At 66.6% G+C, this 24,091-nt stretch carries 20 protein-coding genes; 15 read left to right on the forward strand and 5 right to left on the reverse strand.

From position 1 onward, the window contains the following. Nucleotides 1-62: 62 nt before the first annotated feature. The 3 genes from KEG38_RS02750 to KEG38_RS02760 are packed head-to-tail and all read left to right on the forward strand — an operon-like array spanning nt 63 to nt 4,040. Nucleotides 63-2,060, forward strand: a complete 1,998-nt coding sequence (locus KEG38_RS02750) for an adenylate/guanylate cyclase domain-containing protein (protein ID WP_272417393.1) — start codon at nt 63-65, stop codon at nt 2,058-2,060. Nucleotides 2,061-2,072: 12 nt separating this feature from the next. Beyond that, on the forward strand, nt 2,073-3,020 hold the full coding sequence (locus tag KEG38_RS02755; RefSeq protein WP_272417394.1) for an acetyl-CoA carboxylase carboxyltransferase subunit alpha: 948 nt from the start codon (nt 2,073-2,075) through the stop codon (nt 3,018-3,020). Between the two features lie 60 nt (nt 3,021-3,080). Continuing rightward, nucleotides 3,081-4,040, forward strand: coding sequence for a Gfo/Idh/MocA family protein (locus KEG38_RS02760; RefSeq protein ID WP_272417395.1), 960 nt, complete (start codon nt 3,081-3,083; stop codon nt 4,038-4,040). On the opposite strand, the gene KEG38_RS02765 is transcribed toward KEG38_RS02760, so the two are convergent. Further along, nucleotides 4,006-5,154 (reverse strand): metallophosphoesterase, encoded by a 1,149-nt coding sequence (locus KEG38_RS02765; protein WP_272417396.1) that lies wholly within the window; start codon nt 5,152-5,154, stop codon nt 4,006-4,008. The two genes, KEG38_RS02760 and KEG38_RS02765, sit on opposite strands and share 35 nt — an antisense overlap. 91 nt (nt 5,155-5,245) lie before the next feature. Between KEG38_RS02765 and KEG38_RS02770 the strand changes: the two genes are divergently transcribed. From KEG38_RS02770 to KEG38_RS02780, 3 genes are all read left to right on the forward strand, one after another. After that, nucleotides 5,246-5,581 carry a gamma-butyrobetaine hydroxylase family protein gene (locus KEG38_RS02770; RefSeq protein ID WP_272417397.1) on the forward strand — a complete coding sequence of 112 codons (336 nt, stop codon included), beginning with the start codon at nt 5,246-5,248 and terminating at the stop codon, nt 5,579-5,581. After that, complete coding sequence (gene yihA / locus KEG38_RS02775) at nt 5,578-6,327, forward strand: ribosome biogenesis GTP-binding protein YihA/YsxC (RefSeq protein ID WP_272417398.1); 750 nt, start codon at nt 5,578-5,580, stop codon at nt 6,325-6,327. Before KEG38_RS02770 ends, yihA begins: the two co-directional genes overlap by 4 nt. Before the next feature lie 107 nt (nt 6,328-6,434). After that, nucleotides 6,435-7,052 (forward strand): RNA polymerase sigma factor, encoded by a 618-nt coding sequence (locus KEG38_RS02780; RefSeq protein WP_272417399.1) that lies wholly within the window; start codon nt 6,435-6,437, stop codon nt 7,050-7,052. A 27-nt stretch (nt 7,053-7,079) separates the two neighbouring features. Here the strand turns inward: KEG38_RS02780 and KEG38_RS02785 are convergent, their stop codons facing one another. Beyond that, nucleotides 7,080-7,952: a PAS domain S-box protein gene (locus tag KEG38_RS02785; protein WP_272417400.1), complete on the reverse strand. Its 873-nt coding sequence runs from the start codon at nt 7,950-7,952 to the stop codon at nt 7,080-7,082. 124 nt (nt 7,953-8,076) lie between these two features. Here KEG38_RS02785 and KEG38_RS02790 point away from each other — a divergent pair, with 124 nt between their 5' ends. From KEG38_RS02790 to KEG38_RS02820, 7 genes are all read left to right on the forward strand, one after another. Beyond that, nucleotides 8,077-11,916, forward strand: a complete 3,840-nt coding sequence (locus tag KEG38_RS02790) for an NADH-quinone oxidoreductase subunit M (RefSeq protein ID WP_272417401.1) — start codon at nt 8,077-8,079, stop codon at nt 11,914-11,916. A 3-nt stretch (nt 11,917-11,919) separates the two neighbouring features. Continuing rightward, nucleotides 11,920-13,500, forward strand: coding sequence for a type I restriction-modification system subunit M (locus KEG38_RS02795; RefSeq protein ID WP_272417402.1), 1,581 nt, complete (start codon nt 11,920-11,922; stop codon nt 13,498-13,500). After that, a complete protein-coding gene (locus KEG38_RS02800; protein ID WP_272417403.1) occupies nt 13,493-14,179 on the forward strand; it encodes a restriction endonuclease subunit S in 687 nt (228 codons plus the stop codon). The genes KEG38_RS02795 and KEG38_RS02800 overlap by 8 nt, the downstream gene beginning before the upstream one ends. Nucleotides 14,180-14,212: 33 nt before the next feature. Then, nucleotides 14,213-15,022: a hypothetical protein gene (locus KEG38_RS02805; RefSeq protein ID WP_272417404.1), complete on the forward strand. Its 810-nt coding sequence runs from the start codon at nt 14,213-14,215 to the stop codon at nt 15,020-15,022. A 585-nt stretch (nt 15,023-15,607) separates the two neighbouring features. Continuing rightward, nucleotides 15,608-15,874, forward strand: a complete 267-nt coding sequence (locus KEG38_RS02810) for a hypothetical protein (protein ID WP_272417405.1) — start codon at nt 15,608-15,610, stop codon at nt 15,872-15,874. Continuing rightward, a complete protein-coding gene (locus KEG38_RS02815) occupies nt 15,867-17,018 on the forward strand; it encodes a HigA family addiction module antitoxin (protein WP_272417406.1) in 1,152 nt (383 codons plus the stop codon). The genes KEG38_RS02810 and KEG38_RS02815 overlap by 8 nt, the downstream gene beginning before the upstream one ends. Continuing rightward, complete coding sequence (locus KEG38_RS02820) at nt 17,015-17,590, forward strand: hypothetical protein (RefSeq protein WP_272417407.1); 576 nt, start codon at nt 17,015-17,017, stop codon at nt 17,588-17,590. The genes KEG38_RS02815 and KEG38_RS02820 overlap by 4 nt, the downstream gene beginning before the upstream one ends. Before the next feature lie 1,527 nt (nt 17,591-19,117). Here the strand turns inward: KEG38_RS02820 and KEG38_RS02825 are convergent. Further along, on the reverse strand, nt 19,118-19,273 hold the full coding sequence (locus KEG38_RS02825) for a hypothetical protein (protein WP_272417408.1): 156 nt from the start codon (nt 19,271-19,273) through the stop codon (nt 19,118-19,120). A gap of 264 nt (nt 19,274-19,537) precedes the next feature. Continuing rightward, on the reverse strand, nt 19,538-20,275 hold the full coding sequence (locus KEG38_RS02830) for a hypothetical protein (protein ID WP_272417409.1): 738 nt from the start codon (nt 20,273-20,275) through the stop codon (nt 19,538-19,540). Nucleotides 20,276-20,415: 140 nt separating this feature from the next. Between KEG38_RS02830 and KEG38_RS02835 the strand changes: the two genes are divergently transcribed. Beyond that, on the forward strand, nt 20,416-21,120 hold the full coding sequence (locus KEG38_RS02835; RefSeq protein WP_272417410.1) for a hypothetical protein: 705 nt from the start codon (nt 20,416-20,418) through the stop codon (nt 21,118-21,120). A 9-nt stretch (nt 21,121-21,129) separates the two neighbouring features. Then, complete coding sequence (locus KEG38_RS02840) at nt 21,130-22,110, forward strand: Uma2 family endonuclease (protein ID WP_272417411.1); 981 nt, start codon at nt 21,130-21,132, stop codon at nt 22,108-22,110. 29 nt (nt 22,111-22,139) lie between these two features. Here KEG38_RS02840 and KEG38_RS02845 read toward each other — a convergent pair whose 3' ends face one another. After that, a complete protein-coding gene (locus tag KEG38_RS02845; protein ID WP_272417412.1) occupies nt 22,140-23,945 on the reverse strand; it encodes an SMI1/KNR4 family protein in 1,806 nt (601 codons plus the stop codon). Between the last annotated feature and the right edge of the window lie 146 nt (nt 23,946-24,091).

Consider the following 24,091-nt stretch of genomic DNA (forward strand, 5'->3'; position numbering starts at 1 on the left):
TCTGCATTCGTGTGGGCAGGGCCTCCCGTGGTTCTCGGAATGCAAGCGCAACGGCTCACCTGATGGCTCGACTGATCCTGCAGACCGCCGAAGGGCAGCAGGCCATCGAGCTGCGGCCCGTGAACTCGTTGGGGCGCCACCCCAACAACTCGATCCAGCTGCTCGACAAGATCGTCTCCAAGGAGCACTGCATCATCGAGCTCCGCGGGACGCAGTTTTACCTGCGTGATCTGGGCAGCCTGAACGGGACGTTCATCAACAACGAGCGGGTCCGCGGCGAGGCTCCCCTGAAGCACGGCGACGAGATCGCCCTCGGATCGACGCGCGGCCGCTTCGACGACACGCCCGTCGCAGGCGTGGCCGCTGGTCCGCCGCCCGTTCCGGCTCCGCCGCCGCAGCCGCAAGCGTGGGCCGCGACGCCCGGGCCCGCGCCCGTCGCGCCTTCGCCCCTTGCGCAGTCGGCGCACGTCCTGCCTGCCGTGCCCGCCGTCCCCGCGAACCGGCCGCCGCCCGGTGCGTTCGCGCCGCCGCCGATGCCACCGCGCCCTCCGCCGCCGCAAGCTGGGCACGCGCAGCCGCATCCGGGTGTTGCGCCGCGACCGCAGGGGCCTGGGCTGCCGGCGCCAAACCCGGCGCTCGGCATCCCGAACGCGAACCCCAACATGACGATGATGGGGAAGGGCTCGGGCGCGCACACGTTCATCACGGGCCCGCACTCGTACGTCGCGCAGGGCACGCGCATCGACCTGAACGATCAAGCGCGCCAGATCGGCACGCAGATCGCCGCGGTGGAGAAGGGGTTCTTGCCCTTCGACCGCCTCGCGAACGATCACAACCAGCTCCGCGCCGACTACGAGCGTCTGCGCCTCTCGCACGAGCTCGCGCGCGACATCGCCTCCGAGCGCGACACGTCGAAGCTGCTCGACAAGGTCCTCGCGAGCATCATCAAGTTCATCAAGGCCGACCGCGGCGTCATCTTCCTCCGCGACGACCAGAACGGCGAGCTCATGCCGCGCGCCTCGCAGCGCCGCGACGGCACCACGGCGCCGATCAGCGTCTCGTCGACGATCCTGAACCACGTGGTCAAGGAGCGCGCGGCCGTCCTCACGCACGACGCGGCCATGGACTTCGCCGCCTCCAAGGGCAAGAGCATGATCCTGAACCGGATCAGCTCGGCCATCGTCGTGCCGCTCGTCGCGCCGAACAACACGCAGGACGTGCTCGGCGTGCTCTGGCTCGACTCGGAGACGCTCGCGCAGTTCCAGCCGAAGGACCTCGAGCTCGTGGTGGCCGTGGCCCACCAGGCCTCGATGTTCATCGAGATCAACATCCTCGGAAAGAAGATCGAGAACGAGATCATCGCCCGCGAGCGCTTCTCGCGGCTGCTCTCGCCGAACATCGCCGAGCGCGTGATGAGCGGCCAGCTCGAGGTGCGCCTCGGCGGTCAGCGCGTCGAGGAGTGCACGGTCTTCAACAGCGACATCCGCGGCTTCACCGCGATGAGCGAGAACACCCCGCCCGAAGAGCTCGTCGACATGCTGAACGAGTACTTCGAGCTCATGGTGGACACGATCTTCAAGTACGAGGGCACGCTCGACAAATTCATGGGCGACGGGATCATGGCCATCTGGGGCGCGCCCGTGATCCACCCCGACGACGCGATCCGCAGCGTGCAATGCGCGCTGGAGATGGGCGAGGTGCTCGGCGACTTCAACCGAAGGCGCCTGCAGCGCGACCTCGCGCCGCTCGCGATCGGCATCGGCATCCATACGGGCCCGCTCGTCGCGGGCTACATCGGGAGCTCGAAAGCGCTCTCGTACACCGTCATCGGCGACACGGCGAACACGTCGGCGCGGCTCTGCTCGGTCGCGCTGGCGGGGCAGATCGTGGTCAGCGAGATGACGCACGACAGGCTCGCGGGGCGCTTCGAAACGGAGGAGCTCCCGTCGGCCAAGGTGAAGGGCAAGGAGAAGCCGCTGCGCGTGTTCAACGTGATCCGCGCGGCGACGTCGGTGCAGGTCCCCGCGAACATCGTCGCGGAACCGACGATCTCGGAGTGACCACGGGCTGCCATGTTCGTGCTGCCGTTCGAGAAGCCGATCGCAGACCTCGTCGAGAAGGTGAGGGCGTTGCGCGCGCTCGCCGCCTCCGATCGCAGGTTCGAACCCGAGCTCCAGCGCCTCGAAGAGAAGACCTCGCGCCTCGCGCGCGAGATCTTCGCGGACCTCACGCCGATCCAGAAGGTCCAGCTCTCGCGCCACGCGAACCGGCCCTACACGCTCGACTACGTGAAGCGGCTGTTCACCGGATGGGTTGAGCTCAAAGGAGATCGGCGCTTCGCCGACGATCAGGCGATCGTCGCGGGGCTCGCGACGTACCACGGCCGCAGCGTCGTCGTGGTCGGTCAGCAGAAGGGGCGCGGCACGAAGGAGAACGTGAAGCGCAACTTCGGCATGCCCAACCCCGAGGGCTACCGGAAGGCGATTCGCATGTACGAGCTCGCCGACAAGTTCGGCCTGCCCGTGCTCACGTTCATCGACACGCCCGGCGCGTATCCCGGCATCGGCGCCGAGGAGCGCGGGCAGAGCGAGGCCATCGGCGCGGCGCTCGCGGCCATGGCGAGGGCGCGCGTGCCGATCGTCGCGACGATCATCGGCGAAGGTGGGTCGGGCGGCGCGCTCGCGCTCGGCGTGGCGAATCGCGTGATCATGATGGAGTTCGGTTGCTACTCGGTCATCACGCCCGAGGGGTGCGCGGCGATCCTGTGGAACGACGGCGCGCGCGCGGATGAGGCCGCGGCGCAGCTCAAGATCACGGCGCCGGAGCTGCTCCAGCTCGGCGTGGTCGACATCGTCGTGGAGGAGCCGACGGGTGGTGCGCATCAAGACCACGACGAGGCTGCGCGGATGCTCGACCTGACCTTGTGGCAGACGCTCACCTCGCTCGACGGTCTCTCGGGCGACGAGCTCGTCGACGATCGGTACCGTCGCTTCCGCGCGCTCGGGTCTTTCCTCGCCTGACCTTTCCCGGACAGCGGGCCGGCGCTATACGCGGCGGATGCGTTTCGATTGGGAGCGGCCGTGACCGTACCCGTCGCTCTCGTCGGCTGCGGCGCGTGGGGCGAGAACCTGCTCCGGGTGCTCTGCGAGAGCCCGCGGGCCGAGCTCGTCGCGGTCGCCGACACGAGCGCGGCGCGGCGTGAGGTCGCGCGCGTGAAGGCGCCCTCCGCGGCGATCGTCGAGAGCCTGGAGGAGGCGATCGGGCTCGGCGCGCGTGCCGTGGTGATCGCCACGCCGCCGCGCTCGCATGCGTCGCTCGTGCTGACGGCGCTCGATGCGGGGCTCGACGTGCTCGTCGAGAAGCCGCTCGCGGTCTCGGCGGCGGATGCGGAGCGATGCACGCTTCGCGCGGCGTCGCTCGGTCGCGTGGCGATGGTGGGGCACCTTTTGCGGTATCACCCGGCGGTCGAGCGGCTCGTCGCGATGGTGCACGACGGCGCGCTCGGCACGGTCCGACACTTCGCGGCGTCGCGGCTCTCCATTCGTGGGGATCGATCGGTGCCGGCGCTCTGGTCGCTCGGGCCGCACGATCTCTCGATCGTGCATGCGATCGAGCCGCTCCGGATCGAGGCGCTCGAGGTTACGAGCGGTCCGGAGGGGGATCCGGTCGTGCTCGGCTTGCGGCTCGCGACCGGGTTTGCCGCGCGGATCGAGCTTTCCCGCGTGCATGCGACGAAGGAGCGGCGGATCGTGGTCGTGGGCTCATCCGCCGTGGCGATGCTCGACGACGTGCGCGCGCCGGATCGCATTTTTCTCTCCCGTCCACCTTTGCGGAGTGACGGACTCTTCGAGGGGCCGACCGAGGAGATCCGCGTCCCGTGGCGCGAGCCGATGGCCGTGGAGATCGATCACTTCCTGCATTGCGTGGAGGAGCGCCGCGCGCCGCGCACGCCGTTCGAGGAGGGCGCGGTCGTCGTGCGTGCGCTCGGGCAGGCGGAGCGGGTGCTCAGGCCGGCCTCGCTTCGAGCCGAAGGATCGTGATCTCCGGCGCTGCGCCGAGGCGCACCGGCGGCCCCGTCGTGCCGAGCCCCGGGCTCACGTAAAGCCACGCGTCGCCCTCGCGGTACAGGTCCGCGTGATAGCGATACACGCGGGCGGACAGATTGTACCGCCTCGTAAGAAACGGCACGCCGACCTGTCCCCAGTGCGTGTGGCCCGACAGCACGAGCGACGCGCCCCGTGCGGATAGATCCGGGAAGAGCTGCGGATCGTGGGCCAGCACGACGAGCGGCGCGCCGTGATCGTGGCCGTCGAGCGCGCGGCGCACGTTCGCGCGGCGTGACCAGGTGTCGTCGACGCCTGCGATCGTGAGGCGCTCGCCGCCGCGCTCGATGGCCGTGCGTTCGTTCCGCAAGACGCCGATGCCGGCCTCGCGCAGCTTCCCCACGAGCGCCTCGCCGTCGCCGAAGTAGTCGTGGTTGCCCATCACGGCGATCACCCCGTCGCGGCTCTTCATCGAGCGCGCGAGATCGGCGATCTCGCCGTGGAACGCGTTGCCGCTCGTCACGTAATCGCCCGTGAGCGCGACGAGGTCGACATCGAGCGCGCGCACGGTCTCCGCCCAGCGATCGGCGTGCTCGCGTGGGCAGAGCGCGCCGATGTGCAGGTCCGACAGGTGCGCGATGCGGTAGCCGTCGAAGGCGGCCGGCAGACCGCGGATGGGCACGTCGATCGTGCGCACGCGGACCCAGCGACGCCGCACGAACACGCCCCAGCCGGCGAGCGCGAGCCCGACCGCGTACGCCACGATCGCGAGCGAGCCCGACGTCGGCACGAGCGTCGCCGGCACGACGAAGCTCGCGAGCATCGCGAGGGCGAGGCCGACGAGCCAGAGCGGCAGCGCGGCGACGAGCGCGCACCAGTGCGCGTAATACGGCTCCTCGACGAGCAGCCGCTGCAGGCGTGGGACCGGACGATCGGCCGACGCGAGCTTGATCCGTCCGCGAAACGCATAAGCGGAGAGCGCGCAGAGCGCGAGCGCGACGAACCACGGCGCGGGGACGCCGAGACGCACGAAGATCGCGTGGACCGCCACGGCGAACGTCACGTGCAGCGCGATCGTCACGGCAAAGAGGACGGTCCAGAACCTTCGCATCACCCTCGGGGTCGGCAGGAAAATGGCTGCTTTACGTCGACCGAAGCTTCATGCTAGCGCGCGGGTCCCAAGATCACAGGGAGCAGGCACGATGAGCGATCCGAGGATCGAACCCACGATGGTCAAAGCACCGCATGGCGCGCGGACCATGGAGATCGAGTGGGCCGACGGGCACAAGAGCGTGCTTCCGCACGAGATCCTGCGCGGATACTGCCCTTGCGCGGTCTGCCAGGGGCACGGCGGCACCATCCATTTCGTGCCCGGCGGCGACCTCAGCCTTCGCGAGATCCAGCAGGTCGGCAACTACGCCCTGCAGTTCACCTGGGGCGACCAGCACGACACGGGCATCTACTCGTTCCGCTACCTCCGCTCGCTTTGCCAGTGCGACGCGTGCAAACCGACGTTCAGCCCAGGATCGGTTCCGTGAACGAAAAAACCAAGCCCACGAAGAAGAAGCCGGCCGCGGGGCCGAAGCCGGCGAGCGCGCCGCCGGAAGGCAAAAAGAAGGCGCTCGATCCCAAGCAGATCGTGCATGCGCAGTTCCTCGCCGCGGCCGCGCCGGGCTCGTCGCTCCCGGCCCCGACGATGGCCGAGATCGCCTTCGCAGGTCGATCGAACGTCGGCAAGTCGAGCCTCATCAACACGCTCGTCGAGCGCAAGGGCCTCGTGCGCACGGGTGCGACGCCTGGCGTCACGCGGCAGATCAACCTCTTCGAGGCGCGCGCCAGGGACGGCGCGATGTTTCACCTCATCGACCTGCCCGGCTACGGCTACGCCAAACGATCGAAGGCCGAACGGACGGCGTGGGGGGACCTCATCGAGGGGTACCTGAAGGGCCGCATTACGCTCGCGGCCCTGGTCATCCTGGTCGACGTGCGTCGCGGCCTGGAGGAGGACGACCTCGAGCTCATCCAGTTCGTGGAGGAGGCACGGGACGTCCAGCGCCGGCCGGTGGAGATCGTCATCGTCGCCACGAAGGTCGACAAGATCGGGCGTTCGGCGAGCCGCAGCGCGACGGCGGCGATGGCGAAGAGCACCGGGCGCAAGGTGATCAATTTCTCCTCGGTCACGGGCGAGGGCCGCGCCGAGCTGTGGGCGCTCTTGCGCAAGGTCACGCTCGGCACGCCCGAGGCGACGTCCATCCCGAAGAACGCGGAGCCGGAGCCTTCTTGACGGCGTGCCCATCCTTGGGACGCATGCCCAGAAGCACGGGAGCGTACGGCGATGCGCACCGTAAATCGGTTGACGTTCGGCCAGTGTGCACCTTTCGTTAGGTGGCCATGACGGCGGGTGGGCGCCAGAGCCGGGCGGAGCGGGACGCGCTGGACGCGCGTGCCATGCGCCGCATCTGTGATGGGGACGACGACGCCATCGCGGAGATCTACGATCGCCACGCGAGCGTCGCGTACGGCCTCGCGCTCAAGATCGTGCGGGATGCGCTCGAGGCCGAGGACGTCGTGCACGACGCGTTCGTCGCGATCGTCGAGCGCGCCGATCAGTACCGCGCCGAGCGAGGCACGGTGGTCGCGTGGCTCGTCACCACGGTGCGAAACCTGGCCCTCGATCGCGCGCGGCGACGCACGCGCAGGGCGCAGATCACGGACGAGGAGCTCCGGCACGAGCCGATCGAGCCGGTGATCGATCCCGAGTCGACCTCGGTGCTCGATCTCGAACGTCGCGCGGTGCGCGCCGCGCTCGTCGGTTTGCCCGCGGCGCAACGCGCGACCTTGGAGACGGCGTTTTTCGAAGGGCTCAGTTATCCCGAGATCGCCGAGCGTGACGGCGTGCCGCTCGGCACCGTGAAGTCCCGCGCGGCGCGCGCCCTCTCGGCGCTGCGCGTGGCCCTCGAAGGGCCGCTCGACATGCAAGGCGTGGGAACCAGCGGCGAGGACGAGTGATCCCGCCGGCCTCGCGCCGTTGCTTCGTCAGCGCCGCCTCTGCGCCCCCAGCGCGAACGTGATCCCCCGGGCCAGCGTGCTCAGCGTCCGCATCTCGCCCACGTCGAGCTCGACCATCTTGCGCGCCACCTCGGCCCGCACGCCCGTCAGGAGCACCTCCGCGCCGAGCAGCCGTGCTCCGCGCACCGCCTCGCAGAGCAGCTCCAGCACCGCGTGATCCACGGCGCGCAGACCCGTGAGATCGATGATCGCGAACCGTGCCGCGCGGGACGACACCGCGGCGAGCAGCGCGTCGACGATCCTCCCGGCGCGCCGTTTGTCCACCGAGCCGATGAGCGGCATCACGAGCACGCCCTCGGCGACGGGCAGGAGTGGCGTTTCGAGCTCTTCGAGCATCGACTCCTGCGCGCGGATGATCTCCTCCTGCATCCGCGCCCGCTCCGACTCGGCGAGCTTGCGCATCGTCACGTCGCGGTCCACGCCGCGATATCCGCAGTAGGTGCCGGCCTCGTCGAAGAGCGGCACCCCGCTCGTCTCCAGCACCACGTGCCGGCCGTCCTTGTGCCGGTTCACGTTTTCGAGGTCCTTGAACGGCGCGCGCGCCGCGAGGATCGGGCGGAGGAGGGCGCCCACGCGGGCGGCCTCTTCGGGCGGCATGAAGTCGAGCGGCGTCTTTCCGAGCGCCTCCTCCGGCTCGTAGCCCAGGAAATCGCGGATTCGCTGGCTCACGAACGTGTAGACCCCGTTCGTGTCGACCTCCCAGATCCAGTCGTTCGTCACCTCGACCAGCATGGCCAGGCGGCGCTGGTCCTCGCGTAGCCGCCGGTTTTCCTCACGCAGCCTGGTTATTTCCCCCGCCGTCTCGTCGACCAAGAATGCGACGCCGGTGTCCGTCGACATCCGCTGATGCTGACACGCCCGCCCGCTCCTCGCCTCGACGGCGCCCTGCTCTTGCCCGCTCGATTGCGGGGCCCGACGAACGGGGCTGGCGCCTTCCGAGGCGCGCGACATTCTCCGGACAGCCATGCCCGCGTATGCCGGTCCGCTCACGCCCGTCGAGGCGCCCCTCGTGCCGCTCGGCCTCGTGCCGCTCGTGCCTCTCTTCGCCGCGATCGTCGTGGCCCTCTTCGGCGCGCGGATGGGACGACGCCGGGCGACGCACCTCGGCCTCGGCGCGACGCTGCTCGCGCTCGCGCTCGCCCTCGTCGACACGGCGCGCCTCGCCTCGCTCGATCCTGCGCGCCGCGCGTTCTTCGACGTGTCTTTCCGCCTCGTGCGTATCGGCTCGCTCGACGCGAATGCCTCGTTCGTCCTCGACCCGCTCGGCGCGGGTTTTCTCCTCGTCGCGCTCCTCGTCGTCGCGATCACGCACGTCTCCGCGCGCAAGCTCATCGAAGACGATCGCGCGGCGATTCGTTTCGCCGCCACAGCGTCCCTCTTTGCGTCCGGCCTCTCGCTCGTCGCGCTCGCGGCCGATGCGATCGTGTGGCTCTTCGGCTGGGCTGCCGTCGTCCTCGCGACGGGCCTCTTCATCGTGGGAGGCAAGGCCTCGCAGGCCTCCGCATCCGCGGGCATGCGCGCGGGCGTCGTCGCGAGCCTCGGCGGCGCCGCGATCGTCTCTGGCCTCGTCTTCCTCTTCTGGGGCCTTGGCGGCGCGTGGCTCGACGAGGGCCATTTCCTCGCGGATTTCCGCGCGCGGTTCGTCCCCGTGTATGCCGAGGGTCGCATCCCCGCCGAAGAGATGCTCGCCGAGGACGTCGAGCGTCCGCGTGGCGAGCGCGACGTGAAGATCATCGCCGAGCGCGCGGAGAAGCGCGGAACCCTCACGTTCACGAGCCACCCGGGCGCGCGTGTGTACCTTGGCGTCTCGGATCGCGCGCAGCTCGCGCAGAACCCTGCGCCCTTCGCGGTTGCGCCCTTCGTGCGCCGGGACATCGCCGCGGGCACGTATTCGGTCGTCATCGTGCCGGGCGGCGGCGCCACGGTCACGGGAGATGGCCTGGAGGCCGCCTGGATCGAGGGCCTCGTCGTCCCCGAGGGCGAAGACGTTCGAATCGCGCCGCTCGGCCCCACGGTCGCGTTTCGTGAGATCCACGATCAGCTCGTGATCCGTGACGCGGAGGGACGGCAGTCCGTGGCTCGTGCGCTCGCCGGAAAGCTCGGCGCTGGATCGATCGGCCTCGTCACGCTCGCGTGCCTCCTGCTCTTCTTCGGCGCGGCCGCGACGAGCGCGACCTTTCCCTTCTCCGGCTGGCTCCCGAGCGCCGCGTCGTCTCTCTCTCCGCCTGTGCTCGCGCTCGTGCTCGGCCTCGCGCTCGCGCCAGGACCGCTCCTCCTCGTTCGATTCTCCGACCTCTTCACGCTGAGCCCCACGGCCTCGAGTGTCGTCACCGTCTTCGGCGTGGTCTCGACCGCGCTCGCGGCGCTTCGTGCCGCGCTCGAACACAGGCACCCGCATCGTTTCGTCTTCGTAACGATTGCCGCCGTCGGCCTCGCCTTCATCGCGATCGGCCTCGACGAGCCTGCCTTCGCCGTTGTCCTCGTCTCGCTCCACGCGCTCGTGCGCGCGGCGACCTGCCTGCGAACACCCGAGCAACGCGAGAAACGACCCGCGAAAAACCTCTCCTTCCCCGGTGCGCGCGCCCTCCTCGACGGCCCCGGCGCAAAACTCGGCGAGGCCCTCTTCGAAGCAGCCAACACGATCGCGCGTGCCGCCTCGAAGCTCGTCTCCACGATCGACGACCTCGTCCTCGGCCTCCCGGCGCGCCTCTTCGAGCGCCTCTTCTCCCTCTTCGCCGCGCTCGTCATCCTCGGCCTCGCGGCTCCCGCCTTCGCCGACGAACCTGCGGGCCGTGCCGCCCTTCGCCCCGAGTTCGGCGGCGATCACGTCGAGCTCTCCCTCTCGCCCGACGGCGAGCACATGACCGGCGCGTTTTTCATTCGCAACGAAGGCCCCGGCCCGCTCGAGCTCTCGCGCGTCGACGCCCGCACCTCCGCCACGGATCCGCTCCTCCCGCCCGGCATCACCGTCACCGTCGAAGGCTCCCGCGCGGTCACCCGCATCCCGCCCGGCCAGGAGCGACGCGTCACCATCCGATGGCGCTACGAGGCCGCCCGCGCCCGCGAGCTCTACGGCCAGGTCCTCGTCGAATCGAACAGCCTGAGCGACGGCGGCGAACCCGGCCGCCCCCTCGCCATCGCCATCCACGCGGAACGACCGCTCGGCCTCGGCTTCCTCGGCAAGAACCCGCTCTCCATTGTCGTCTTCTTCCCGCTCCTCGGCACGCTCCTCGCGCTCCTCCTCCGCGTCACGCGACGTGATCACCCGCGCGTCCTCGCCACGACGAGCGCCCTCGTCCACGGCTCGCTCCTCGTCTTCGTCGCCTGGCTCTGCGTTCGCTTCGACCGCGCCTTCAGCCGCGCCGACGGCAACGACGGCTTCCAGTTCCTCGAACGTGCCCGCCTCCTCCCATCGCTCGGCGTCGAATACTTCCTCGGCGTCGACGGCATCTCGCTCGCGCTCGTCGCGGCGGCCGTCCTCCTCGCATTCGTCGCCTCGATCGCGAGTGCCACCTTGCGCGACCGCGCGGCCACCTACCACGCCCTCGCGGGCCTCTTCCTCACGGCCTCGCTCGGCGTCCTTGTCTCGCTCGACCTCTTCTTGTTCTGCGCCTTTTTTCTCCTCGGCGTCCTCCCCACGAGCCTGCTCGTCGCGCTTCGCGGCGGCCCGGGCCCGCGCCGTGCCGCCGCGCGTGTCCTCGTCTCCTCCCTGATTGGCGCCGCGCTCCTCTGCGCCGCCTCCTGGTTCCTCTGGCAAAACGCCGACCCGACGTACCTCGCGACGGGTGAATCCGTCCGCCGCGCGGCCGCGATCCCCGAGCTCGCGCGTGTCGCGTGGGTCGAAAAGGGTCTTACCGTTGGTGGCTATTCCGCCGTGAAGGTCCTCTGGACGGCGCTTTTCGTCGCCTTTGCGCTTCGCATGTCCGCATTCCCGTTCCCGGGGTATCTCGCGGACCTGCATGCCGAGGCCGACGCGCCGACGAGCGTGCTCCTCTCCGGCGCGCTCCTCTCGACCGGGGTGTATGGCATTCTGCGGCTCAACGTGGGCGTCTTGCCGGATGGCATGCGCTGGGCCGCGCTGACGATCTCGATTCTCGGCGCGGCGGGGATCCTCGTCTCCGCGCTCGCGGCGATCGCGCAGAACGACCTGAAACGGTTTTTGGCGCGGATTGCCGGTGCACACGGCGGGATTGCGCTTCTCGGGATTGGATCACTCACGCCGCAAGGATTCGAGGCGAGCGTGGTGGTGGCGGCGACGCACGGCGTGATCGTTGGCCTGCTCTTCGTGCTCGTCTCGGTCCTGGAATCGCGGGTGCAGACGCGGGACCTCGGGCGATTCGGTGGCCTCGCGCGGGAAATGCCGCTGTTCTCGACGCTGTTTGGTCTCGGCATGCTCGCGTCGCTCGGACTGCCGCTGCTCGCGGGCTTCTGGGGACCCCTGCTCGCGCTGTGGGGGGCGTTCGCGCGGGAGCGGGTGATTGGTGTCTTCGGAGCGATCGGAATCGTGGCCCTCGCGGCGGTGCACATCTTCGCGATGGGGCACCTCCTGTTTGGCGAGGCCCGCGAAGAATGGCAGACGAGCAAGTACCTGGAGCCGTTCGGCGGCAAGTTCCCCGCGCTGAACGGCCGTGAGCTCGTGGCGGCGCTACCGCTGGCGATTGGGCTCGTGGTGCTCGGCGTGGCGCCGCGGCCGCTGCTCGGAATGGTGGACCAGGCGTGCCTTTCGCTGCACAGGCTCGTGGATCGACCCGGGCCCTTGCAGATTGCGGCGGCCGAGCAGGACCGCGAAATCGTCCGAGCCTGACCGATGACCTCCCGGACGGCGAAAACGAGCGCGTCGAAACAGGCTACCGACGGCGGAGGCGTAGGCGATTACGAGGCGACCCTCTGGGCAGCGGCCGATAAGCTACGGAGCAGCCTCGATGCCGCCGAGTACAAGCACGTCGTCCTCGGGCTGATCTTCCTCAAATACATCTCCGACGCCTTCGAGGAAACACACGCCGCCCTCGCCGCGGCCGGCGCCGATCCCGAGGACCCGGCCACCTATCGCGCCGAAAACGTCTTCTGGGTCCCGCGGGAAGCGCGCTGGTCGTACCTCACGGGCCACGCCGCCGAGCCCGGCGTCGGCAAGCGCATCGACGCGGCCATGCTCGCCATCGAACGGGAAAACCCCGCGCTCGCAGGCGTCTTGCCCAAGGACTACGCCCGCCCCGCGCTCGACACGCCGCGCCTCGGCGAACTGGTAAAACTCTTCGGCGACCTCGGCTTCAAGGACAAGGCGAGGCGCGGGCGTGACGTCCTCGGCGATGTGTACATGTACTTCCTCGGCCATTTCGCCGCGGCCGAGGGAAAACGCGGCGGCCAGTTCTACACGCCGAAATGCATCGTCGAGCTACTCGTGGAGATGCTGGCCCCGTACAAGGGCCGCGTCTTCGACCCGTGCTGCGGCTCGGGCGGCATGTTCGTGCATAGCGAGAAGTTCGTCGAGGAACACGGCGGGCGTATCGGCGACATTCGTGTCTACGGCCAGGAGTCGAACCCGACGACGTGGCGCCTCGCGAAGATGAACCTCGCCATCCGGCAGATCGACGGCGACCTCGGCCGCGAATGGGCCGATAGCTTCCAGCGCGACCTGCACGAGGGCCTGCTCTGCGATTACATCCTCGCGAACCCGCCGTTCAACGACTCGGACTGGGGCGGCGCGCGCCTGCGCGACGACGCGCGTTTCCCGTTCGGCATGCCGCCCGCGGGCAATGCGAACTTCGCCTGGGTGCAGCATTTCCTGCACCACCTCGCGCCGACGGGGATCGCCGGGTTCGTGCTCGCGAACGGCAGCATGTCGTCGCAACAATCGGGGGAGGGGGAGATCCGGAAGAAGCTCGTCGAGGCGGACCTCGTCGATTGTATGGTCGCGCTGCCGGGCCAGCTCTTCGACTCGACGCAGATCCCCGTGTGCTTGTGGATCCTTGCGCGCGACAAGAAAAACGGGATCGGCGAGCAGGGCAAACGGCTGAAGGACCGCGGCGGAAACGTCCTCTTCATCGACGCGCGGACGATGGGGACGATGAACGACCGCGTGAAACGCGTGCTCACCGCGGAAGACATCAAGAGAATCGCCGACACCTACCACGCCTGGCGCGGCGAGCGTGAGCCCACGGCGTATGCCGACGTGCCCGGGTTTGCTCGTTCCGCGACGCTCGCCGATGTTCGCGCGCACAAGTACGTTCTCGTCCCGGGTCGATACGTGGGATTCGAGAGCCGCCCCGAGGCGTCCTGGGATCATGGCGCCTTGCAGGCGGAGCTCGCCGAGATCCTCGCGCGATTCCAGGAGATCGATCGGGCCTCGAATGCGGCCTTGCGTGTCCTCGAGGAGCTCCTCCGTGGCTGAGCCGTATCTGATCTGCCCGAAGAGCTGGCGCCGGAGCACGCTGGAGCCGGACGGCGAATTGATCCTGCGCGTCGACAGCGGCGGCACGCCGAGCACGTCGGTCGACGAATACTGGGACGGTGACCTCCCCTGGCTCACCCCGAAGGAAATCACGAGCCTGCAAGATGGCCTCTTCGTCTCGCGCACGGAGCGCTCGATCACGCAGCTCGGCCTGGAAGACTCCTCGGCGAAGTTGTTACCGCCGGGAACCGTGATGCTGACGAAGCGCGCGCCCGTCGGCGCCGTCGCGGTGAACGCCGTCCCGATGGCCACGAACCAGGGGTTTTTGAATTTTCGTTGCGGCCCCGCATTACGACCGCTCTACCTGGCCTATTGGTTACGCGCGAACCGGCCCTACCTCGACAAGGTGGCGAACGGCTCGACGTACCCGGAGCTGTACCAGAGCGATCTCTTCGAATTCGAGCTCGCCGTACCCCCGCTTCCCGTCCAGGATCGAATCATCGAGGTCCTGAGCGCCTTGCAATTCGCGGCGCTCCTCGGCCTCCCGCTCGAACAATCCGTCACGCGCCCCGAGGCGATGGTCGCGCTCCAAGCGCAAAACCGAAGGCTCTCGAGCATCCGCGACGCGCTCCTGCCTTTGCTGCTCTCGGGCGCGCTCGACGTATCCAAGAAAGCGTGACGATCACGCGCCCCATGGCCTTATTCTGAGGTCATGAAGCCGCATCTTCTTTTCTTCCTTCCCCTGCTCCTCACCGTCCCCGCCTGCAGCCCCGCCATCGCGCCACGCACGGGCGACACCACGCCGGCCGGCAAGTTCGGCTGGTCCGTCCACGGCACGCTCTGGAATTTCGGCTGGGGCCACTTCGAGGGCGGCGCCGGCGAGGACGAATCCGTCTCCACCGGCGGCGCGGACATCTACCCCGAGACGGAGACGTTCCCCTGGTTCTGGAGCGCCGGGTTCAGCGTGTACGACGTCGGCCTTCGTTATGGCGTCACGCGCTGGTTCGAGCTCGGCGCCTCCCTCGGCTTCCAGCGCCTCGGCGGCGAGGCGCGCTTCGCATTGCTCGACGAGGACAACCGGGACCCGGTTTCCCTCGCGTTCGGCGCCGGCGGGTATTACTCGGCGATCGGCAATGGCCCCTGGGGCCGCGCCGGCTTCGATCTGAGCATGCGCCTGGGCAGCGTGGCGCCGCTCTTCAACCTCTACGTGAGCCACGGGGCGGCGTACAACACGGCCTACCGCGATTTACCGGGCGACGACGATTGTCCCGAGGAAGCTCCGTGGCAGCCCTGCGGCCAGCTCGTCGGGGTGTTCTCGAACGAGACACGATTGACGGCGGCTCTGGGGGTGGCGTTTTCGCTGGGCAAGGAGGGAGAGCAGCAGGTGTTGAGCTTCGGGCTCGTGCCGCACGTGGTGCTGCATTCGTACGGTCAGGAGCGAGCGCTGGGGGGCAGGGCCGAGGATCTACGTCACGATGCGGGATTGCATATCGTGCTTGGAGGGCAGGGGCCGGGGTGGTGAGCGATCAGCGCGACGCTGCGGCCTTCGATTCGAGATCGGTTGGTTCGCGTCGCGGCGGCGGTAGCCCTGCTGTGACGTATGTGCTCAGGCGTCCAGCCGGAACGCGAGGAGCGATGATCGAGCCGAGTCGTGCTCCGCCGGGAGGCGGTGACTGAAGTGCGGGCACTCGAGGCTTCGCCGGTGGTGGCCCGGAGAGGTCGGGGTCCGAGACAGGGGAGTGGTAGCAGAGGAGGTCCAAGGAGGATGGCGGCGAGGTGTCGGGGATCCTCTTCGGATGTACGCCCTGATCTCCTGCGCCGACCTCTCTCTCCTGCGGCCGCCGCCTCCTCGGGGGGAGGCGACGCCCTGTCACGTCTGCCTCCCTGGCCCTGGTGGGCCGTGTGGAGCATCGAGATCTCGACCCTGCTTGAGGAAGCTGTCGAACCCATCCTTGCGCGACGCACAGATTCGTGTTACCCGTTAGGTAACGCGTCGTCTGCCTGCGTCGTGCACCCAGTGGGGAACATGGACATATACTTCAAGAGCCGAAAATTACAGACAGCGCTGGAGAGCCCCGCTGACTGCAGGAAGCTGTACGGCATGGAGATGGCGAAGAAGATCACGCTACGCATGGCCGCCCTGCGCGCTGCTGCGACACTCGCCGACTTCTGGCCGCCTAAAACCGGCCCTGAGCGCTGCCACAAGCTGACGGCTGATCTCGCTGGGACCTTTTCCATGGACGTGAAACAGCCGTACCGGCTGTTGTTCGTACCTCTCGACCTTCCTCCCGGGCCGCTGCCCGTGGACGAGCGGGAGCTGTGGCAGTTGATTCGTGCAATCGAAATCGTCGGGATCGAGGACACTCATGGATAACACGCGCGGACCGAAATTCGAGCCGAACATCGTGCCGCATCCCGGCGGTATGGTGGTCGAGTACCTTGAATTCAACGCATGGTCGCAGCGAGAACTCGCTCGACGGACTGGTTTGACGCCCAAGACCATCAGCGAAATTTGTGCCGGGAAGGCTCCGATTACGCCTGCCACTGCCATTGCGCTTGAGAAGGTCTTCCATCGCCCCGCGCATCTTTGGCTGAATCTGCAACGACAGTTTGATGAAGCCGAGGCGCGGCGCCGCGTGCGGGATGCGGCAAGCGGATGGAAGGACTGGGCAGACAAATTCCCCATGAAACTAATGAAGCGGTATGGATGGCTTGATGTGCGAGAAGGTCAAGACGACGTGGACGCACTTCTCTCCTTCTTCGCCGTGTCTTCGCCTCAGAGTTGGACCTCAGTTTGGCAGGCAGCTGATGTTTCTTATCGCCAAACTAGAAAGTTTCAGCTGAGCGAGGAGGCGACCGCAGCATGGGTCAGAGCTGCCGAACTTACTGCTGCTGAACTGGAAACATCGCCGTTTGATGAAGCGCGCCTCCGGTCAGTCATTAGCAAGCTGCGGCAATGTACACGTATGCGCGCGGAACAGATAATGGCACCTGTGCAAGAGTTGTGTGGGGCTGCAGGTGTTGCCGTCGTATGGGTGCATGATCTTCCAAATACCGGGATTAGTGGGTGCGCGCGATGGTTGTCTAGCAACAGGGCTCTCATTGCCCTGACGCTACGGTACAAGACGGACGATCAGCTGTGGTTCACGTTTTTCCACGAGTTGGGGCACATCCTCCTTCACCGGCGGGATCGTCCGTTTGTTCTTGATAACGCAATCGAGGACCTGGGTGACCATGTTGTCGACCCCGAAATGCAGCGTTTTGAAGACGAGGCAAATCGCTTTGCGGCAGATACGTTGATTCCTCCCGAAAGCCTGTCTAGGTTCGTGAGGGCTGGCAGGTTTACTAATGAAAGCATACACGATTTTGCTGAGGAGGTGGGTGTAGGGCCTGGCATCGTTGTTGGGCGCCTACAACATGACAAGATTCTATCACCACATCAGGGCAATAGGCTGAAGCAGCGGCTGGCGTGGGGTGTGAGTGACGAGGATTCAAATGATGTAGGAGGCGGCAAATGATCGGAAAGATATTCATAACTTCAAGCGGATACGACCCTGAGCTGGGTAAGCACGTGAAGGACCCATACCTAGGAGATTCGCCCAGTTTGGGTGCGTGTCGGCCCGATATACGGAAGAAAGTCTTCCCTGGAGACCACATCTTTACTATCTCGGGTAAGGTTCGGGGAATTCCCCAGTTCGTGATGGGCGGATTTGAGGTTGCTGCGAAGGTACACGCGAACGATGCGTATCGAGCGTTTCCAGAGCAACGTCTACGTAGGCTCGATGATGGTCAACTGACAGGAAATGTCGTCGTGAACGCGGAGGGCCACAAACACCCCTTGGATACACATAAGCATAATGGATTCGATCAAAGGCTCGAAAACTATTTGATAGGCAAGAACCCAATCGCTTTGGTGACACCGCAAGAGATTGCGCGGGGGCGCAGCGAAACACTTGAAGTTCTATGTGAGGTGCTTAAAAAGCAAGGGATGTCGCCCAAGCAGGTTGTTGGCCGGTTTGGGACCACGCTGAATGAGGAACAGGTACTTGCTCTACGTGCATGGCTGCAGTCAATAAAGCGAGCGGCCTAGGAGATGACCATCATGTCGACCTGCGAGATAGTCCCTACGGGCAAGCGTCGCGACGGTGGTACCAAATATTGGTGCTTGAAACACAAGGCTGACGCGACGGCGAAGTACGGTCGACAAGCACAACTATGTCGCTACGCACATGTTCCTCCGATTCAGGAGCGAGACATCCTGTCCCTGGATATCGCAAGCTATCCGGGTGGTGTTGCTCTATGGGGGGCGGTTCCACCGGTGTATGATACAACGAACCTACCGCTCGATCGCGGGATTCATGTTCATGCCCGACGTGCCTCCGGTGGAGTCAAAGACATAGATAGTACCTACCGAGCCGTAAGACTGTGCGACGGGGAAGGACGCTTGCCGAGTGGCGGAGTTCTAATATCCGAACTAGAGGCAATCTACTATATGGTGACCTCCGCGTTCGGCTTTTCCATGAAGTACATCGAGTGTACCTACTGCGGATGGGCACACCTTGATAAGGACTGGTTTAGCGTTCATCCACATCGCGGTCATCTATGTGCAGGTTGCGGGAAGCAATTTCGAGATGCCGATACCGCAATTGGAAATCCTGCGTTGTGTGTAGCCCAGTACGGCCTGGGTTCGGCAAAACCTCGAAAAGCTACGCGTCGTTGCCGTATACGGCAGTCGGAATATCCTGGTGGCATACAGCTATGGGGATCCAATCCAGCCATCATCAGAACGGGTGAACGGCCGGAAGAGTATGGGATCCACGTTCATGCGTTCGCATTCGCCGCAGAAAGCAAGTTGCCCGTAATAGATGATACGTTTGCTAGCGTTGTGGTGGATGGGGTCGTCCTGGATCCGTTAATGGTTCAGACTCTCATGGCCCAGCGCGCGCTGCCTCATATCGAGAACCGTGTCGTGCACATCGTCTGCGCCTCGTGTGGACTGCCGCACTTCGATAGAGGTGAGCTGGCATTTACTCCACACTCGACGCATATCTGCGAATCGTGTGGCGGTTCTTTGGGCAGCAGTGGTCGCCTCAAGAATGTCATAGGTAACCCACTGGTTGATGTTCTTGGAAAGCTTGCGACGGGGGCGCCGAGACAACCTCAGCAGCATTCGTTGGGGTTGTTGCCGGAGACGTTGTGAGCACCTGGCACAACGCACAATAGAACACTCACCGCTCGGCTCTGCTGCGTGTCAAGGTTGTCTCTATTGTCATAATTTCCGCGGTCTCCGCCCGCGTCGACGCCTGTCGCGTGCCGGCGGTTGCCCCTCCTGCGCTCGTTGACTCTCGCTATAGCGTGGGTGATCGCAGACGGATAGGCAGCTGCCCGCCCCGCGCCCGCCGTAAGGCCTCGCCATCCCCATCGTGGAGCGACGGCGCGGTCCTTTGGCGCTGATGTCTTGAATGTGCACAGAATCAAACAGATCGGCGATCAGCGGCTCGTAGTTATAGAGGAACTCGAGGGACGAGCCATCGATGAACCTTCCCTGACCCCCGTCAACGGGTCATTGCGGCATGACGCCATTCGCCTTCTCGAAAGGTCCCTCTCTGCGTGACGCCTACCTTCGATAGCGCTCTCGCGTGATCCGCCAGTACACGAGGCTTGCCACCTGGCGCGGGCTCATTCCTTCGACGCGCAGGCGCAGGAAGCGCGCGAGGCGCAAGAGTCCGCCGGGGTTCAAGCGTGCGGCTTTCCGAAGGGTGCCACGGCGCATGGCCTTCTACAGGTAGCAGGCGGGCGGTCTGCTTCCACACGATCCGGACGGTAGGTTTCTCCAGGTGGGCCGATTGGCAGCCGGTCGAGGTGTCTGGAGGCGCCAGACGAGCGAATCGGCAGCCCATCGAGGCGTCTGGAGGCTCCAGGAAGGCAGATCGGCAGCCGATCGAGGCGTTAGGAAGCTCCAGGCGAGCGGATCGGCCCCCGATCGAGCCACCTGTCTCGGTCTGGGCCACCGATGGGTAGCCGATCGGCCCGTCTGTCACGCTTCGTCGTCCTGATCGTCCTCGTCCGACGTCTTCGACGCGAGCGGCTCGTCCGGCGGGGGCTCGGTGAGCTTGGTGCCGGCGGGGACGCGGAGGTCGTAGAAGAAAAGCGACAGTTGTTCGAGCCGGCCGAGCTCCCGGAGCACGCCTTCCACGAGGGACCGCGCGGCAAGGTACCGATTGAGCCACGCCTGCCGCGCGGCCTCGACCTCGGGCGTGATCGATTGCCGATCGACCTGCACATCCTGCGCGTACGCGACGACCGGGGAGAGGGTCTTCATCATGGAATCGAACTGCCCGTGCCAATGCGCAGCGTCACGGACGGTCACCTTGGGATCGGCGAGCTTCGTCGTGATATGCGTGACGGCGAGGAGCACATCATGCGCGGCATTGCCGACGCCGGTCGCGGTGCCATCGCGGACGAAAAAGACCTTCCGATCCACGATCCCTGCGTCATGCGCACCGAGATGTTTGCTGAACTGTCCCAGCAATCGGCGAGCCTGCTTGAGGAGAGGCCGCTTGTCCTGCGTGCCCTTGCGGCGCGCGGCGTCCTTCTCCCGGGCTGCATCGACGGCGGCTTTGACGGCGTGCGTGGTGTCGTCGAGGCGATCGGCGATGTAGTTCAAGGCAGAATCGAACGCGGGGATCTGCCCGACGAGGCGCGTACGGATCTTCTTCGAGGCATACGGGCCGTAGAACTGCGTCTCGTCCTGATCGATGTTCTTGTCTGCCATGGTCTCCTCTGGAGGTGGGAAGGCGTACGACGCTAGGCGAGGGGGCGGGGGGCAGACAAGGGGAATCTGTAAGCGACCTGCCGGTGTCTTGCCGTGTCTCGTCGTCTCGTGGTACGGCAGGAAACCAAGGAGGGGTTCCCATGGACAGAGCCATCCGGTCGAAGCTACTCGCCGGCCTCGTCGCCACGTTCGCCGCCTACTCGACGATCCCGGGGTGCGTCATCAGGTTTGGGCCCATCTCGGAGGAGGAGCAGACCACGGACGACGGGAGGACGGACACGCCTGACCAGCCGGACGAGCCGCAGCCGACGCCCGAGGAGGAGGCGGATCCCTTCGAGGGGATCGATCCCCAGGAGCTCGCGCTCGTGCAGGCGAAGTCGTCGTTGACCACCGCGTACCTCGTCGCGCAGGCCGAGTCCTCGGGGATCGACCCGAGTACGCTCGACGCCGACGCGCTCGGACAGCTCATGGCGCAGTACCTGCCCGCGGCGTCGGCTTCGGCGGATGCGTGGCTCGCAACGCTCGATCCGGCGACGCTCCCGCTCTACACCGCCCCGTACAGCGAGGCGTGCGAATTCGACTTCAACTGCAAATCGAACATACGCTGCGAATACAACGCGCCCGCGGTGAATCATCGGTGCACCGTCACGGACTGTGGCAAATCGAGGTGCTCGATATGTCCAGATTGGGTTGCAGACCTCTTGAAAAGCCTCGTGTTGACCACCTGGTGCGCTTACGTGTGCCAGGAAACGGGGCTTGCGCCGCGCAAGGTGGTCGCCATCGGCGCCGGTGGAATCTCTGCATTCAAGGGCTACTTCGTCGGCCCGATCTGCAAGGAGCCGTGAGGCGTACCGATGGCGGACGACGATCCCAAGGAAGCTCTAGAGGACCGCGCCAGAGTCCTCGCGACGGGCCTTTTTGACGCTTTGAATCTCGCCGGGCTGCTCGCGGCGCCGCGGGTGCTGGCGAATGCATTTCATCAACAAAAGAAAACCCCGACCCGAGAAGCTTTCGCCAAGGTCCTCGAAGATGCGGTGAAGGCATTCGGCTCCTCCGTCGACTCCACGGGGCTCACCCAGGCGCTTTGCGAGCTCCGCGGCCACGTCGCGACCTGGGAGCCGAGGAGCCCCGCCCCGGAGCCCATCGTGCACGCGGCGCGCAGGGTCCTCCAAGCGCTCAATATCCCGGAGCCCGACGAAGGCTGGGATCGCTGGGAAGGCCCTTCCGAGGAACCCGAGCCCCCTCCTCCTCCCGCCATGCCCCGCATCCTCCGCGCCGAACCCATGACGATCGACGAATGGCTCGCCCATGAAGGCCCCGGTGAGCTCGTCGACGGTTTCCTCATCGCGGAGAAGATTTCGACGCCGCGGGAGGACGCGATTGCGGCGTGGTTTCTCGCCACGCTGCGCGACTGGGCCATCCCCCGCGGTGGCGTCGTCCACGGACGGGGTCACAAGCTCGCCGTCTCCCACGCGACCGGCCGAAAGCCAGATGTCTGCGTGTACATGCCAGGCGACCCATCGAAGAAGAACGACGCGACCTCGATACCCGCTCTGATCCTCGAAGTGTTCACGAGGAATCAGGTCGATCTGCGTCGCGTCGGACAACACGCGGCGCGCGAATACGCCCACCTCGGCGTTCGATGGTACTGGCGCCTGGACTCGGTGTCGCGCGTGCTCGAATTTGCGGAGATCGGACCCGAGGGCTACTGCATGCTCGCCGTGATCGCGGACGACGAGCGTTTCCCCGCCCCCAGCCTTGACGGCCTCACCATCGACCTCGCCGCCCTATGGGCCACCGTCGACGCCCCTACGGATCCGCCACCATCGGGGTGAGCCACGGGGCTACGCCCTCGACGCCCCCTTCAGTCCTCGTCCTCGTCCTCGTCCACCTCCTCCTCGTCCTCCCCGGCAAACAGCGCCGCATGCCGCACGCTCTCGATCCCTTCTTCCAGCGCAGACTTCGGCGACGTGAGGGAGAGATCTTCGTCTGCGAACTGGTATCCGTCGACCATGCCCTCCTCCGAAAGGAGAAGGAAGCCGTCGGCCGTCCCCGGCGACACGAGGAGCACGGCGAACGGAGATGCCGGCGGCGTCGCCTCTCCGAACATGCTCCGCTGCGCCGCGCGGTCGCGTATCTCGTCGATCGAGAGAAAGCGGAACGGTCCCCACGAGAGGCCATTCACCCGCTCGTAAAAGCGGACCACGGCCGGGGGCAAAGGTGCGCCGAGGTGCTCTTGCAGCCAGGTGAGGTCCTCCGCCGAGGCGCCGCGGATCGGCGCGTCGTCGGCCGGCAGGTGCGACGCGCGCAGCGCGAGAAGACGCTCGAACCAGTCGTCCCGGTCGAGTGACACCCGGACACCGTCGTCCGGGTGCGGCGGGCGCAGCGCCACCGACGGGCATTGCACGTATTCCGCGCCGTCGCACATCGTCCGCGCGTGGTGCCGGAGGCGGGAGGCGAAGCGGAAGTCCTCGAATGCGCTCGAGTACGTCTCGTACGAGATGCGAATGACGTTCGCCTCCTGCGCGAGCCATACGTCGAAGCCCGGGTACATCGGCCCGAGCGAGGGCACGTCGTCGATGTCCATGTAAAGGACCGGATAGTCGCCTTCGCGATCCGGCGCATTCGAGAGCATCCACACGCGGCGGTGCTCGGCCCCGCCAGGCACGAGGAATCCGTACTCCATTGCCGGCACGTCGAAGAAGGACGCCCAGGATTGCTCGCCCTCCTCGACCTCGCCCGGCTCGGGATCGGAGGGAGGCTCGTCCATGTCGCCGAATTCGGCCTTGGCGATGGCTTCGAGGGAACGCGGGGTCCACCGGAATGCCGGCGCGAGCTCGAACCATCCGAGCGTCGAGAGCCATTGCGCGTCGAAGGCGAGCCACCTCCTCAGGCTCGGCGGCAGCGGCGCGCCGTTCGGGAGCGTGAGCGCGTCGAGGACCTCCGGCGAGAGCGGGCGGAAGTCCTTGTCGTGTTTCGGCCAGGCGCGCTTCTTCTTCTTCGAGACCTCGACGCCGAGCGCTGAAAAGCCTTCCTCACGGACCTTCGCAATCACGCGCTCGACCAGCGCGACGCCCTGCGGACCGCGGTCGTCGAGCGCGTCGAAGAAGCGGCGGTCGTCGCGGATCTTCGCGAAAAGCGCCTCGGTGCGGAACGCCGTCCGCATGGCCTCGCGGCCGCCATACCCGAAGCGTACTGCGTCCTCGACGTAGCCGAGCGCGGCGTCGAGATCGTCGAGCTCGATGGCGACGCACGCGGCATTGTAAAAGATCGCGGGGTTTTTCGGTCCGTGGGGGAGGCAGGCGGCGAGGTATTTGCGGGCGCGTTCGGGATCCTTGCCGAGGTGCGTGTTGTCGTCCTGCACCGCCCACAGCGCGTTGCAGTACGTGGCGAGGTCGGGATTTTTCCCCTGGAGAAGCGCATCGAAGATCACGAGCGCGTCGCGCGGCCGGGTCTTCGCGCACGCGTGCGAGAGCTGGTTCAACGCGCGACGAAAGGAGCCGAACGCATCGGAGCGTTCGAGGAGGCCTATACGTTCGGCGTCGTCGAGGGCGAGGAGCGTCGCGGCGTGAGCTTCGTTGTCAGGCTTGAATGCCTTGCGGAGCGCGTTCTCGCCGGGACCGTTCAGACGGCTGCGGACGAGGGTGGGGTCGAGCCAGGCGTCGGACATGGCCGCGGAGGCTAATCGTCACCTGGGACAACCTCAACATTCACAAGGACTCGTGTCGACGTCCGCCGAGCGCGCGTCGGCGTCGTTTGTCCGCCGTCCCCATGTGCGCATCCGCTGGAATCTTGCTCTCCTACCGGACTCCGCAC

The sequence above is a fragment of the Polyangium jinanense genome (genome assembly GCF_028435265.1).
In the GTDB taxonomy this organism is placed as follows: domain Bacteria; phylum Myxococcota_A; class Polyangia; order Polyangiales; family Polyangiaceae; genus Polyangium; species Polyangium jinanense.